We start from the raw sequence: 14472 nt of genomic DNA, 5'->3' as shown, positions 1-14472 counted from the left end.
GGTGATAGTACTATGAGTAATTATAACTATCGAAAAAACTACTCTTATAATAAAAATAGTAGCTCTTCAGCATCCTCTCAATCTTCCAATTCTCAATCTTCCAATTCCCAATCACAAAGAGACTTAGCCGAACAAGGCTATGTAAAGAAAAAAGGATGTAACTGTAATAAAAATAAATAGTTTATTTTATGGATGAATTCTTTTTTAAAAGAATTCATCTTTTTTTGCTGATCGGAAATTTTTAAAGTTACATAACTTATGCCTTAAATGAGAAAGGGTAAATTATACTTTTTTATACGAACTTAATAAAGAGTAATTATTCAATTGATTTATTACTTATTTCCCTAAAAAATATAGTCCTTCCTAAATTTATTAGGAAGGACTATATACAAACCCCTGTTTAATTTCCTACTAAACATTGTAACAAATTAAACGATGTTAATACCTGCACTTACAAATCCAGCAACTGCAGCTATCGGACTTGCTGCTGTTAATGAAACGTATAATAATACTTTATCCCCAGCTGCTACTGGAATAGCTTCAGCTATGATCCCTGATGATGTAGCACCAATCGCTATTACGGCAAATGCTGGTGTTAATAATAGAGGTGCGCCTTGTACTGTAAACGTATTACTTGCTGCAGGTGCAGTTAATATTTGTATCTGCACTTGAACAGGTGATAATGGAGCTAATGCAGCTGTTGCACTAAAGAAACCTGCTAATGACGTAATAGTTCCTGCGCGTGGTGCTACAAATGCATAATCACCTATACCTAATGCTAATGTGATACTTGTTCCACCAGTTAAAGCTACACCAGGCTGACTAAATCCAAATCCAAGAAGAGTTCCTGTATTAGCTATTAACGCATTAACTAACGCAGATGGTGTTGTACCTGAAGCAAATGGAATAATAGCTCCGCCACCAGTTGCTCCTGTTGCACCAGTTAAGCCTGTTGCACCAGTTAAACCTGTTGCTCCCGTTGGACCTGTTGCTCCTGTTGGACCTGTTGCTCCTGTTGCTCCTGTTGGGCCTGTTGCTCCTGTTAAACCTGTTGCTCCTGTTAAGCCTGTTGCTCCTGTTGGGCCTGTTGCTCCTGCTCCTGTTGCTCCTGTTGGACCTGTTGCTCCTGTTGCTCCTGTTTCTCCTGTTGGGCCTGTTGCTCCTGTTGGGCCTGTTGCTCCTGTTGCTCCCGTTGCTCCGCCACCAGTCGCTCCTGTTGGACCTGTTGGACCTGTTGGACCTGTTGGGCCTCCTCCTGGAGTAGCACCAATTAATTGAGTTAATAAGTTTAATAAAAGTTGTAAACTTGCAGGGTCAATAATTAAAGAGAAGAAGAATGGTGCGAGAGCACTGTAGAATTGTTGCAATAAGGAAAGTAATTTGCTTAAATCTGGGTTAGGAGACTGTAGTACGTTGATAATACTTTGAATTAATTGTTTTAAGAAATTCCCTTCTGGAGAAGGTGCTAATTCATTTAGTAAGTTCAATAGTTGAGTAAACAAATTGAGTAAAGCTAATCTGTTTGCATCACTTGGATTTGCAAAAAACGCTGCAATAGCCGCTATTAAAGAGTTTAGTAAAGTAATTAATCTACCTAATTGCTCACTAGTAATTGGAACTGTTTGTGGATTGTTACAACATTCTGGAGTGAAAACAATCGGATTATTGCAGTGGTTATGACCAAAACAATTATTATTTGTCATTTATGTCCTCCTTACTTGTTTTATATTTGAGTTTTTCCTATTATAAGGATCAAAAAGTTGTGAAAGAGTATGTGTTATATATTGACTTAAAATAGGAAACATGAAATATAATTAAACTTGAAAACACTATTTAATTATGTTCATGACTCACATATTAATTATATGTTTTTAATAATTGACTGCTTAGATTAAATACCTAAACTTAAGAGTTTATTTTATTTTTCCACGTTTATCTCTTAGATTCAAATACACATTTTAATTGGAATACAAAAACCGAATTTACGATTAACAAATATTCCGCAAGTAACAACATCATTTTTTTCATATAAGTAAAGAACATTTCTTTACTAAAATTGGGCTCACCCTATAAAGGTAAAGCCGTTTCTATTATAAAAAACTCTCATACTATATAGTGGACAAGTTATTTTATACTTCGTTCTAATAAAATATTGTAAGGAGTGAAAATTAATTGCCTATCATTCAACCATTTATGGCATCGAGAAGATTTACATCTACACTAGGAGTCGGCACAGGTACAGGTGCAGCTTTTGCAATTGCTGCCACAGCCTGTTTAAACGATGCGGGTACTACTGCAACTGCTTTTCCGACTTTCACGTATTACAACTTATATGTAAACGGTATTCTTCAACCAAGCGTGAACTCCAGTGTTACTACTGGTCCTACTGGTGCTATTACAATTCCTGGTGGGGATGCATTAGACGGCGGAATTCCAATTACAATTGAATTTATCGTCACTTAATGTTAACGAATGTAATTCAGAACAAAAAAGACAGATTCCTTTTCATTAAGAATCTGTCTTTTTTAATTAATAATAATAAATTGTAAAATAATTGAAGAACCTTGCGATGGTGGTTGGTTATCCAATAAAGTTAGTTTACCAGTACTAACTTCATAGAATGGTTGTGGTTGCAAAATTCCATTGATAAACAAATTTATATATGAGACCTCACTAGGTGATAGTATATTCGTTGTACCATATTGAGCTATGCCGTCTGCATCTGTGTATATAAGTTTCTCTCCATCTGAAAAAGTGTAATATAACAAATTAGTTGTTGTTATAGGGCCAATCCCCCCAGTAGGACCTGTTGCTCCTGTTATTCCTGTTGTCCCCGTTGCTCCTGTTACTCCCGTTGCTCCTGTTCCTCCCGTTACTCCCGTTGCTCCTGTTACTCCCGTTGCTCCTGTTATTCCTGTTGTCCCCGTTGCTCCTGTTGCTCCCGTTGCTCCCGTTGCTCCTGTCGCTCCTGTTACTCCCGTTGCTCCTGTTATTCCTGTTATTCCCGTTATTCCCGTTGCTCCTGTTACACCCGTTGCTCCTGTTGCTCCCGTTGCTCCCGTTCCTCCTGTTGCTCCCGTTGTTCCTGTTGCTCCCGTTGCTCCTGTTGTTCCTGTTGCTCCTGTTGTTCCTGTTGCTCCCGTTGCTCCTGTTGTTCCTGTTGCTCCTGTTGTTCCTGTTGCTCCCGTTGCTCCTGTTGTTCCTGTTGTTCCTGTTGCTCCCGTTGTTCCTGTTGCTCCCGTTCCTCCTGTTGCTCCTGTTGGAATATATATTGGTGGAAGAGCTGGAAATGTAGGCCCAATATTCTCAGGTGCTATCTTACCTTTATTTATTGATAATTTATCATTCCGCTTCAATTTAATTCCTCATTCCACATATTTTTAATTAACTTACATAAGTATGAGTCTATTATTAAGGAATACTTTCATAACTATTCTTTTTTCTTTCCAAATGATTCATACAGTTATTAAACATTTTACCGTTGCTTTAACTACTACTATTAATATAATAAAATGATAGTTCCATTCCAAAAACACGAAACTTATTGCATTCTAATTTAAAAATGAGGTGATTTAAATTCAAGATAAAAATGAAAAAAGAATAGAAGAACTAGTATCAATAGCTCTTGAAATTATTCTTCCATACAGACTTACTGGACCTACTGGAAGTACTGGACCTACCGGAAGTACTGGACCTACCGGAAGTACTGGACCTACCGGAAATACTGGACCTACCGGAAGTACTGGACCTACCGGAAGTACTGGACCTATCGGAAGTACTGGACCTACTGGAAGTACTGGGCCTACCGGAAGTACTGGACCTACCGGAAGTACTGGACCTACCGGAAGTACTGGACCTACCGGAAGTACTGGACCTACCGGAAGTACTGGACCTACTGGAAGTACTGGGCCTACCGGAAGTACTGGACCTACCGGAAGTACTGGACCTACTGGAAGTACTGGGCCTACCGGAAGTACTGGACCTACCGGAAGTACTGGGTCAATAGTTACAACAAACTCTATGTTCGCTAATAATACATTAGGTGGTCCCATCTCTGTGATATTAGGTGGAACTAATATTCCTCTTTCTAATAATCAAAGCCTCGGTAATTTTACAGTTAACGCCTCAAACGATATATTTACAATTCCTGTAACCGGAAGATATCATTTAACCTATCAAGTTAATACGACAACTGCTCTACTCGCTGGAACAAGACTACTATTAAACGCTTCTACTCCACTTCCTGGTTCTATTTTTTCTCCCGCTATATCAACTTCAAATTATAACAATAATTTAATTACTAATTTAATTGCCGGTAATACAATTTCACTTCAATTATTCGGCATATTATCCGTCGTTAATTTGGTTGGAGGTGGTTCAACAGGTGCCTCTCTAACAATTATACGAATCGATTAAAAAATGATTCACTCTTTTTCTAATAAACATTATTAAATACCAAGTCTGTCATAATAAGAACCTCCCAATTATTTCATAAAAGTGATGGCGTATTAAAGAGCAAATTGCACTATATCCATAGTGGAAACTATCTATACTAAATTTTCCGTATATATATTATCAATTTACACTGACTTCCACCGATGTTACATTAAATATGAAGACATTTTCTCTTTTACGAACCATCTCAATACGCATTTGAGAAATGTACTCCAATCCTATACGCGAGAGCAATACTATGTTGACACTCTGATGAGTGTCTTTTTTTGTGAGTGATAAAAAATAAAAACCATCTCTTATAGATGGTTTTATCTTTTGTTACTGTAAATGCACACTTATGCAGTTGGATAATAAATTGTCATGCTTAATCGAGTCAAAGATTTCCCTAAATTATAATAAGAGTGTGATCTATCGGCCTTAAAACAAATTGAATCTCCACTATTTAATTTATATTGACTGTTATTCACTTTTATTGTCAATTCACCTTCAAATACCGTTATAAATTCTTCTGCGCCTTCTTTATGCCCTTCTGAACTTAATTTCCCTTCTGTTTCTATTTCCACTGTATACATTTCAAAATGTCTATCATCTTGAAAAGGAAAAGAAGGATACACATTATATTTTCCATTGTCTTCAGACAATACTTGAATATCTTTTCTTAAAATCACTTTCGTATCAGGCTGTGGATTGTTGATTAAAGAGGTAAAAGAAACTTTCAAGCCATTTGCAATTTTCCATATTGTTGTTAGTGTCGGGCTTGATTCTCCTCTTTCAATTTGTCCAATCATCGTTTTACTCACACCTGTTAATTGGGAAACTTTTTCTAAACTCAATTTTTCTTTTTCTCGTATAGTTTTTAAATTTTTCGCCAGTATAAGTTGAATTTCTTCCATAAAAAAACACTCCCACACTATACACAATATAACGACCGTTATGTATAATAAAAAGCACACGTTATATTGTTCTTTTCGGTCATTATAACACACAAAATAATTAGGGGGTCTTCAAATGCCTATATTTTCTTTTTTATTATTTGTTTTTATAAGTAGCTTCACACCCGGACCTAACAATTTTTTAGCGATGACATACGCAAATCAACACGGATTAAAAGGGAGCATGAAGTTTTGCTTTGGAGTATCTTTCGGTTTTTTTATCCTCACTTCCTTATGTAGTTTCTTTAATATTTTATTAATTAATATCCTCCCTATAATTGAAGCTCCTTTAAAAATTTTAGGTGTAGCGTATATGCTATATTTAGCTTTTAAGATACTCACTAACAAAGGGGGGACCAATCTCGATGAAAAGAATAATAAAAATCTATTTACAGTAGGGGTTTTTCTTCAGTTTGTGAACCCTAAAGGGATCTTATTCGGACTGACTGTAGTATCAACTTTTATCCTTCCTTACTACAATTCATATTCAAGCTTTCTACTTTTTTCATTATTTCTTGGTATAGTCGGTTTAACAAGTACATTTAGTTGGAGCTTATTCGGTTCTATGTTTCAAAAACTTCTATTAAAACACAATCAATTATTTAACATCATTATGGCTGTATTATTAGTTTTTAGTGCTATTTCAATCGTTATACACTAATTCAATGCTCATTCTCGTTTTAGGTTTTTGTACTTTTTAATACCACTCTTCATCAATCAGACTACTTTATATACTAATTCATCCATATACCCTATTTGTTTAAAAGTTTTAAGAGGGAACCTTCTAACAATAAGGTTCCTTCCATATCATATTAAATAAGAGGCCGGTTAAATACGGAGGTGATTTTGATTAAGACTACTTTAATTTCTCATTTTTACAATGAAGAATATTTACTTCCATGGTGGTTAATGCACCATACAAAGCTTTTTGATCATGGTATTCTTATTAACCGTGGATCCACTGATCGTTCAGTTGAAATCTGTAAAACATTCGCTCCTAATTGGGAAATACGAAACTCAAAATCACTCGAATTTGATGCTTATTTAGTTGATCAAGAAGTTATGAAAATTGAAAGAGAAATTACAGGATGGAAAATGGTATTAAATACGACAGAATTCCTATGCTGTTACAATAAAGAAAAATTTTTCAAATCACTTAACACTTTGGGTGACAATATGTTTTCAATAAGAGTGATTATGATGATCGATGAACCGACTCATGGCTACACTAATCCAAGATATAGTTCTCCGCTTGTTAAACAACGTTATCACGGCATAATAATTCAACCTACTCCAAATCAACTTTATCTTAACGGTAGATTAATTCACAATAATTCGGATGGGAACTATAGAGTCGGGAGACATGGTTCACATTATCCTTATAGCATTTACATGGAACCTGCTTTTATTTTTAAATTTTTTTATAGTCCATGGAACGATGCAATGAAAAAACGAAAATTGCAAATTGGACCGACCCTTTCTCAACATAGTGTACGGCGTGGATTAGGTTCTCATCACTTAACAACAATTGAAAAATTAGAAAAAAAATATAAATACTATGCAACCTTAACTACGGACCTCCGGTTATTCTCAGAATACCAAACTATATTTCCTGACCTTTGTACTTAATGTCATAAATATTTAGTTTCCACATCCATCCGTTTTTTATTAATCTACCTACTCCAACTAACTACTTTTCTCTAGTAGAAATCTGATTTTGGACTCTTGCTGCACGCAGATTCCCCTTATTTAATCTCGTATCACCAGCCTATAATCTTTCATACCGTTTCTTAAAAAATAAAATCAAAACTAATGTTTTAAGAGTTATGGCCTTATTTTTTCCTATTATTCACTTTAAAATCTTTTTATAATAATATTGAAAAATACGGTATAATATAAATTACTGTTATTTAGGAGGGTCATAATGTCTGATAAGTATAAATTTTTCATTCTTATTGTTACTGCATTTTTTTCTTTCTTTTCCTTAATAAAAGATTTCCGTAACACTTCAAAAAGTTTCTTTTGGGGTAGTTTTGTAATTCTTACAAGCTTCATAATACTTTTAACACTCGCTTTAGATTTAACTCAAATACTCCTATATTCCACGCAAATAGCGCTTGAGATTATTACAATACCACGTAAACTTTTTCTACCATCTGTCACTGAAGCCGCTAGTATTTGCTAACAAAGTATTTTAATTTTCTTATGCATACCAAAATATATTTTGGTAAATTTGACACACATTTATATCAAACAAGCATATTTTATTGTATGGTGACTATCTAATAATACAAATTTTAAATTTTTATAAGATCTTTTTATTTTTAATTAAAAATTTACAACATTCTAAAACAGTATGCACATAATATCCTCAATTCCCTTTTTCAACATGAAACTTGTCTCAGAGCGCCTTTAAAAGCGCTCTTTATCTTTAATAAAGGTTTTATTAAAATTTAGGTTAAAAATTAATACCCTATAGTCATGATAGCTATTTACTGTTTCCAAAATAAGTTGCATTAATAATATAGAAATGAAATACCTATAAAAATTATTACTTTACTATTTCTTTAAACATGCTAGTGAGGTGATTTCGATAGATTATCAAAACAAAGATATGTTCATTAACTTTTCACTTTTAGATATTAACCGTATTATTCTCCCACATTCTCCTACTGGACCTACCGGGGCTACTGGTTCCACTGGACTTACTGGCTCCACTGGGGCTACTGGGGCTACTGGCTCCACTGGCTCCACTGGCTCTACTGGCTCTACCGGTTCCACTGGACCTACTGGGGCTACTGGGGCTACTGGCTCTACCGGTTCCACTGGACCTATTGGTTCCATTGGTTTCACTGGTTCCACCGGGCCTACTGGGGCTACCGGTTCTACTGGCTCCACTGGTTCCACCGGGCCTACTGGGGCTACCGGTTCTACTGGCTCCACTGGTTCCACCGGGCCTACTGGGGCTACCGGTTCTACTGGCTCCACTGGTTCCACCGGGCCTACTGGGGCTACCGGCTCTACTGGACATACTGGCTCTACCGGTTCCACCGGACCTACTGGGGCGGCTAGTGTAGGGTTAACAAACTATCTATATGTTTTTGATACTACTAACCAATCAATCGCAGTGGGAAGTAGTGTTACTTTTAACACAAATGGACCTATAACAGGAACTGCCCTTAGTCACATCACAGGTACTGGAAATATTATAATTAATACACTAGGAACATATGTAGCAGAGTTTCAATTACAAGCTTCTCGCGAAAACCAATTCTCCCTCGAACTAAATGGTACACCAATTCCAGGTGGGCGTTTTGGTACGGGGTCACCACATACAATAAATCAAGGTACTGCTGCTTTTACCGTAACAGTTGTCCCTTCAACATTGACTTTAATAAATAACACCTCTTCAGCAAGTACTATCACTCTCTCAAATAGTGATGGCGGCTCTTTAACAAATGTCTCTGCAAGTATAAGTATTTTTCAGGTCGGATAATGAATTTGGTTTGAAAAGTGATTCATAAAATTTACGAATATAAAAAATGAGGCTTCTCTTTTCTAGAGAAACCTCATTTTTTATATTAAATTTTAAACTGACTCGTATACAGATCAAAATAAAACCCTCTATCTCCCATGAGAGATTCATGATTCCCTCTTTCTAAAATATTTCCATCTTTTATAACAAGAATTTGATCTGCTTTTTCAATTGTTTTAAGTCGATGAGCGATCACAAAACTTGTGCGACCTCTCATTAAATTATTTAGTCCTGCTTGTATTTGTAATTCTGTTCTTGTATCAATATTTGATGTCGCTTCATCGAGAATTAATATATCTGCATCTGCTAAAATTGCTCGTGCAATCGCAAGAAGTTGTTTTTGTCCTTGACTTAAATTCGATCCTTCTGAAGCAATTTCTGTTTCATATTGATTTGGTAAATGCTTAATAAAAGAATTTGCAGATGCTGCCTTAGCTGCAGTGATAACTTCTTCATCAGTAGCATCTAAGCGTCCATAACGGATATTATCCATAATCGAACCAGCAAATAAATACGTATCCTGTAAAACTACTCCTATTTTACTTCGTAAAGAATTAATATCATAATCTTTTATATCTTTTCCATCAATATGAATTTGTCCTTGCTGTATATCATAAAAGCGAGTTAACAAATTAATGATTGTTGTTTTCCCTGATCCAGTCGGACCAACTAAAGCAATTGTCTCTCCTGGCTGCGCTTTAAGACTCACTTCTTTTAAAATCGTTTTATTTTCTGCGTAGCCAAATGAAACATTCTCAAGTGCAACATGCCCTTGTAAATTTTGTACAACGAATGCGTCTTTTTTATTTTGAATTTCTGGTACCTCATCCATAATTTCAAAAACACGTTCTCCACCAGCAACTGCCGCTTGAATTGTATTCATTAAAGTCGCAAATTGACTTAGCGGTCTTGAGAATTGACGAGAATAATTAATAAAAGCCGCAATAACTCCTACTGTTGTCATTCCGTTTAAGACCATAACTGATCCAGTCCCAATGACAAGCCCCATACCTAAGTTATTAATAAAGTTCATACTTGGAAAAATAAAAGCTGAAAATGTATCAGCCTTCGTAGCTGAAACTCTTAGCTGTTCATTAATTTTATTGAAATTTTGTACAGTTTCTTTTTCTTTTCCGTACAACGTTGTAACATCCGCACCTGTAATTGCTTCCTCAATAAATCCATTTAATTCACCTAAATCTTTTTGACGCTTCGCAAAGTTTTTCCCACTATATGCAACTAGTTTTTTTGTAACGTAAAACATAATAGGTACTGTAATTAAAGTTACAATTGCTAAAATCCAATTTAAGGCGAACATCGCAATCGTTACACCTATAAAAGTTAACGCTGATGAAATAATTTGTACAACACTTTGTGTCAAAGCTTGGTTCAAATTATCTATATCATTTGTCACACGGCTCATTAAATCACCTTGGGAACGCACATCGAAGAACCGTAAAGAGAGCGTTTGGATTTTCTCAAAAATATCTTGTCGTATTTTTTGAATTGTTTTTAATGCAACGTTAATCATGACAAACGTTTGTAACCATGTTAAAAGTACAGTTACACCATAAATCGCGATAAGTAACATACACATTCTTGCTGTACCACTTAAATCTTTCGGTACAATATATTGATCTATAATGACTCCCATAAAATATGGACCTAATAATCCAAGTAATGTAGTAACAACGACTAGAAATATAACAAACATAAGAGCAGCTTTTTGATAGCCCATATAGTTCCATACCCGCATTACAGTTCCTTGAGCATTTTTAGCTTTTCCCATCTTTGGGGTATTTCGTCCACCTTTATTAGCAAATTGCCCTTGAAAATTACGCATGTTCTTCCCCACCTTCTTTATCCAAATTACCACCTTGGGAAAGATAAATTTCCTGATAAACCTCACTTTGTTCTAACAATTGTTCATGTGTACCATTGCCAACTAATTCACCATTATCTAATACAAGTATTTTATCCGCATCCATTATGGAAGAAATTTTGGACGCAATTAATAAAGTCGTTGTGCCTTTATATTTTGTTTTTAAAGCTGTTTGAATGGTAGCCTCTGATTTTGCATCAACTGCTGATGTAGAATCATCTAATATGAGAATCGGTGGCTTTCTCACAAGTGCCCTTGCAATTGATACACGTTGTTTTTGTCCACCTGATAGATTTGTCGCGCCTTGTGTTAAATTATATTGATAAGATTCTTCCAGCTTATTGATAAACTCAGTCGCACAAGCTGATGCAGCTGCTACTTCCAGCTCGTCATGTGTTGCATCTTCTTTACCATAACGTAAATTTTCTTCTATACTGCCTGAGAACAACAACGCCTTCTGAGGTACAAACCCTATTGAAGCACGGAGTTTTTGCAAATCATATTTTTTAACATCTATTCCATCTATACATATTTCACCATGATCCACATCATATAGACGTGGTAACAGTTTCGCTAAGGTAGATTTACCACTTCCAGTTGATCCAATAATCCCTACTTTTTCACCTTTTTGTATGCTAAACGAAATATCTTTTAAAACGTATTCATTATTTTTCGTATAGCTATAACTAACATTTTTAAATTCGATATTTCCTTCAATTTTCTCAGGTTCGATCGCATACGCTTCGCTTATAATATCAACCTCGGTATTTAACACTTGCTGTACACGATCCGCAGATGGAAAAGCTCGCGCAATTTGAATAAATACCATGCTAATCGACATAAGTGACATTAAAATGATATTCAAGTAATTAATAAATGCCAAAATCGCTCCTACTTGAAGCGTTCCATCGAATACTTTTTCTCCACCAATCCATAATGTTGCGACAATCCCGCCACTTACAACTAGCATAATGATTGGCATCATTAAAGAAATAAGTTGCACAGCTCGAATATTTATCTTCGTTAAATTTGTATTTACATTTCCAAATTGAGCGATTTCGTATTTTTGTCTTACATACGCTTTTATAACACGCACACCAGATAAATTTTCTTGTAGCTTTGTATTCACTTTGTCTAATGCCTCTTGCACCTTTTTAAATGTACCACTTGCTTTACTTGCAATTAAAATAATCGCAAGTAATAAAATCGGAACAACTACAAGTAATATTGGAAATAACTCTCGCGCTGTTACAAAAACAATAATTATACTTCCGATAAATAACAGTGGACCACGAACGAGAACACGTAATGTCATCGTCATTGCCGATTGAATGGAAGTGATATCATTTGTCACGATCGTTAATAATTTACCTGTTCCAAATGAGTCCCGATTATTACTAGAAAATGTTTCTATTTTCGCAAACACATCTTTTCGTATGTCTGTAGCGAAATTAACAGCTGCTTTTGTAGAATACATCATACACCCAAGCCCTCCAACTAAGCCGAGTGCTGCTGCTCCTATCATAAGAAGCCCCATTTTTATTACATAATTTAAATCCCGATTTGCAATCCCAACATCAATGATATGTTGCATAATAGTCGGTTGAATTAAGTCCATCGCAACCTCAAGTACCATAAATAGCGGCCCAATAATAGCGAAGAACATGTATGGTTTTAAATACTGTAATAACTTACGAAATGATTTCATACATAATCTCCTTTTCCCATGAAATTACCACTGAATAATTCATATCCCTCCTTATTTAAGCTATATATTTTGTAATTTCTTTATTACTTCTATTATATTATGTAAATTAATATTTAACATTATTAAATGATAAGTATTAATGACTTTCTAGTCAATAAATGTGCTTTATATTATATAAATACAAAAACCGTATTCTTAATGAAAAGAATACGGTTTTTCATCTATATTTCTTCAATTGTAAAATGTAAAAACTCAGTCTCAAATCCCTTATTTTTAGAAGGACTACACGTGTAAAAACCTATTTTAACAGGCTCCTTCCCTATATCCTCCATTAAATGAGCGATTCTTATTTGTTCCCATTGATGGCCCTTTTTCACATATATTGTATAATCACCGCTTTTTCGAATAATTCGAAAACGAAGTTGTTGCTTAGCTGCTTCAGTTGGATAATCTTGCGTTGACCAGTCAGAATATCCATTATTCGTTACGACAGCACCTAAGTGAGATGGCCCTTCAGGGATATATTCTAAAGATGTTTTTAGCCAACAGTTCTCCGAAATCATAACAAAAAGACCTGCTTGATCGAATTTTGAATTTGGATTCATACGTAACTGAACTTCAGCTTGAAAGTCTGTCATCATCTCATTATAAAATACATGACCATTCATTACTTCAAAACCATAATGTGTTTTAAGCCAAAAATCAGTTTCTGCTTTCGAACGGACAATAAACGCATGATTATCATTAATTTTATAGTATTCAGGTACATTCATTATAGTGAGTTGCTCAATATGTTCTGGTATATACGATATATTCATAGCTCCTCCATAATAAAGCATTTATATAGACATTTAAAACTCCGCTAATACTGGGAATTTATAACCTTTAAAATCTAACTCTTTATCACTTCGAACCATTAAATACTTGCTAGACTGTACTTCTGTAAACTGTACATCCTCAACCCCTAATTGATCCGGAGAAAAATAAAATTCGATTTCCGTAAACCTTTCATTGATTTCTCCACATAATTCATCTAAAACCGGAAGTACTGGCGCAAATACTCCAAATAATTTCAACTTTTCATTTTCTACTTCATAAACGATTAGAGCATCTAGTTTCTCTGAATAATACAATTTCTCATTCCATTCCGAATCATACATATTCAAATAAAATGAAGGATGGAAGTTTAAAGTTGAAAAACTATTTGAAAGTCTTTGGCTACTATCAATAGTTTCATGTATTAACTGTCTATTCTCTATATTATAGTAATCTAACTTTTTAAGTAGTGAATCGTTATTATTAATATTTTTATCATATGGTATAGTCATCAAATATTCCTGCACAACTTTAAATCCAAATGCTGTATATAGTTCAGGGTTTTCCGTAAACAATAATGCACATTCACATTTCTTATCGATTTCTTCTATCATTTTATCCATTAATTGTGTCATTAACCCTTGTCTACGGAAATTAGGGTGTGTCATTACTGATTGAATACCCGCCGCATTTATTTTTTCACCATTAATTAATAATGGGAGTGAAAATGCCGCAACATTTGCAATCACTTTATCTTCTTGTAAAAACGATAAAGCTTTATATGTATCATCCCAATATCCTTTATCCGAAAAATCATTCAATGTTTGAGTTTTAATTCCAAACACTTCTTCAAATAAAGGAAATAACTGCTCTCTTTTCGGTTCTTCTATTAGAAGACTTGCCAATTTTTCAACATTCCCCATGTTGTACCTCCAAATGTTAAATTCCATTAAATTAGATATACTTATATGACCTACTCTTAAAAATAGAGGTCTTACCAATCAATATACTATCATAAAACATAAAAAAAAAGTCTAATTAATTTTATGTTTTGACTATTTGAAAATAAGTCGAATAAAACAATATTAAGATTTCTGGATATTAATTAGTTTATTATATAAAAATAGCGCTTTCTAATTAGCTT

The 14472-nt window shown here is 34.6% G+C and carries 13 protein-coding genes; 6 read left to right on the top strand and 7 right to left on the bottom strand.

Features of this window, described 5'->3' with window-relative positions:
* Positions 1 to 428 precede the first annotated feature (428 nt).
* Positions 429 to 1703: an exosporium glycoprotein BclB-related protein gene (locus AC241_RS11950; RefSeq protein WP_050843572.1), complete on the bottom strand. Its 1275-nt coding sequence runs from the start codon at positions 1701 to 1703 to the stop codon at positions 429 to 431.
* A gap of 469 nt (positions 1704 to 2172) precedes the next feature.
* Here AC241_RS11950 and AC241_RS11945 point away from each other — a divergent pair, with 469 nt between their 5' ends.
* Positions 2173 to 2463 (top strand): DUF4183 domain-containing protein, encoded by a 291-nt coding sequence (locus tag AC241_RS11945; protein ID WP_016081652.1) that lies wholly within the window; start codon positions 2173 to 2175, stop codon positions 2461 to 2463.
* A 62-nt stretch (positions 2464 to 2525) separates the two neighbouring features.
* On the opposite strand, the gene AC241_RS11940 is transcribed toward AC241_RS11945, so the two are convergent.
* Complete coding sequence (locus tag AC241_RS11940) at positions 2526 to 3356, bottom strand: DUF4183 domain-containing protein (RefSeq protein WP_050843570.1); 831 nt, start codon at positions 3354 to 3356, stop codon at positions 2526 to 2528.
* Between the two features lie 412 nt (positions 3357 to 3768).
* Here AC241_RS11940 and AC241_RS11935 point away from each other — a divergent pair, with 412 nt between their 5' ends.
* Positions 3769 to 4416 (top strand): BclA C-terminal domain-containing protein, encoded by a 648-nt coding sequence (locus AC241_RS11935; RefSeq protein ID WP_050843568.1) that lies wholly within the window; start codon positions 3769 to 3771, stop codon positions 4414 to 4416.
* A 374-nt stretch (positions 4417 to 4790) separates the two neighbouring features.
* On the opposite strand, the gene AC241_RS11930 is transcribed toward AC241_RS11935, so the two are convergent.
* Entirely contained in the window at positions 4791 to 5348 is a 558-nt protein-coding gene (locus tag AC241_RS11930) for a helix-turn-helix domain-containing protein (RefSeq protein WP_050843565.1), read from the bottom strand.
* Positions 5349 to 5463: 115 nt separating this feature from the next.
* Between AC241_RS11930 and AC241_RS11925 the strand changes: the two genes are divergently transcribed.
* The 4 genes from AC241_RS11925 (at position 5464) to AC241_RS36010 (ending at position 8883) form a co-directional block, all read left to right on the top strand.
* Positions 5464 to 6048, top strand: coding sequence for a LysE family transporter (locus AC241_RS11925; RefSeq protein ID WP_050843563.1), 585 nt, complete (start codon positions 5464 to 5466; stop codon positions 6046 to 6048).
* 185 nt (positions 6049 to 6233) lie between these two features.
* Positions 6234 to 7016, top strand: a complete 783-nt coding sequence (locus AC241_RS11920) for a glycosyltransferase family 2 protein (protein ID WP_016081657.1) — start codon at positions 6234 to 6236, stop codon at positions 7014 to 7016.
* Positions 7017 to 7311: 295 nt separating this feature from the next.
* The gene (locus tag AC241_RS11915; RefSeq protein ID WP_016081658.1) at positions 7312 to 7572 is read left to right on the top strand and encodes a hypothetical protein; all 261 of its coding nucleotides are present in this window, start codon (positions 7312 to 7314) and stop codon (positions 7570 to 7572) included.
* 429 nt (positions 7573 to 8001) lie between these two features.
* Complete coding sequence (locus AC241_RS36010; RefSeq protein WP_050843561.1) at positions 8002 to 8883, top strand: flagellar hook-length control protein FliK; 882 nt, start codon at positions 8002 to 8004, stop codon at positions 8881 to 8883.
* Between the two features lie 85 nt (positions 8884 to 8968).
* Here the strand turns inward: AC241_RS36010 and AC241_RS11905 are convergent, their stop codons facing one another.
* From AC241_RS11905 to AC241_RS11890, 4 genes are all read right to left on the bottom strand, one after another.
* On the bottom strand, positions 8969 to 10765 hold the full coding sequence (locus AC241_RS11905) for an ABC transporter ATP-binding protein (RefSeq protein WP_050843559.1): 1797 nt from the start codon (positions 10763 to 10765) through the stop codon (positions 8969 to 8971).
* Positions 10758 to 12512: an ABC transporter ATP-binding protein gene (locus AC241_RS11900; RefSeq protein ID WP_029442287.1), complete on the bottom strand. Its 1755-nt coding sequence runs from the start codon at positions 12510 to 12512 to the stop codon at positions 10758 to 10760. Before AC241_RS11900 ends, AC241_RS11905 begins: the two co-directional genes overlap by 8 nt.
* A gap of 221 nt (positions 12513 to 12733) precedes the next feature.
* Entirely contained in the window at positions 12734 to 13330 is a 597-nt protein-coding gene (locus tag AC241_RS11895) for a DUF1349 domain-containing protein (RefSeq protein ID WP_001027675.1), read from the bottom strand.
* Between the two features lie 33 nt (positions 13331 to 13363).
* Positions 13364 to 14251, bottom strand: coding sequence for a GNAT family N-acetyltransferase (locus tag AC241_RS11890; protein WP_050843558.1), 888 nt, complete (start codon positions 14249 to 14251; stop codon positions 13364 to 13366).
* Positions 14252 to 14472 lie beyond the last annotated feature (221 nt).

The organism is Bacillus thuringiensis (assembly GCF_001182785.1).
Classification (GTDB): Bacteria; Bacillota; Bacilli; order Bacillales; family Bacillaceae_G; genus Bacillus_A; species Bacillus_A thuringiensis_S.
This window is presented reverse-complemented; position numbering and strand designations above follow the sequence as displayed.

Coding starts and splice junctions, on each gene's coding strand:
- AC241_RS11950 (WP_050843572.1), bottom strand. CDS start 1,703: ATGACAAATAATAATTGTTTTGGTCATAACCACTGCAATAATCCGATT.
- AC241_RS11930 (WP_050843565.1), bottom strand. CDS start 5,348: ATGGAAGAAATTCAACTTATACTGGCGAAAAATTTAAAAACTATACGA.
- AC241_RS11925 (WP_050843563.1), top strand. CDS start 5,464: ATGCCTATATTTTCTTTTTTATTATTTGTTTTTATAAGTAGCTTCACA.
- AC241_RS11915 (WP_016081658.1), top strand. CDS start 7,312: ATGTCTGATAAGTATAAATTTTTCATTCTTATTGTTACTGCATTTTTT.
- AC241_RS36010 (WP_050843561.1), top strand. CDS start 8,002: ATGTTCATTAACTTTTCACTTTTAGATATTAACCGTATTATTCTCCCA.
- AC241_RS11905 (WP_050843559.1), bottom strand. CDS start 10,765: ATGCGTAATTTTCAAGGGCAATTTGCTAATAAAGGTGGACGAAATACC.
- AC241_RS11900 (WP_029442287.1), bottom strand. CDS start 12,512: ATGAAATCATTTCGTAAGTTATTACAGTATTTAAAACCATACATGTTC.
- AC241_RS11895 (WP_001027675.1), bottom strand. CDS start 13,330: ATGAATATATCGTATATACCAGAACATATTGAGCAACTCACTATAATG.
- AC241_RS11890 (WP_050843558.1), bottom strand. CDS start 14,251: ATGGGGAATGTTGAAAAATTGGCAAGTCTTCTAATAGAAGAACCGAAA.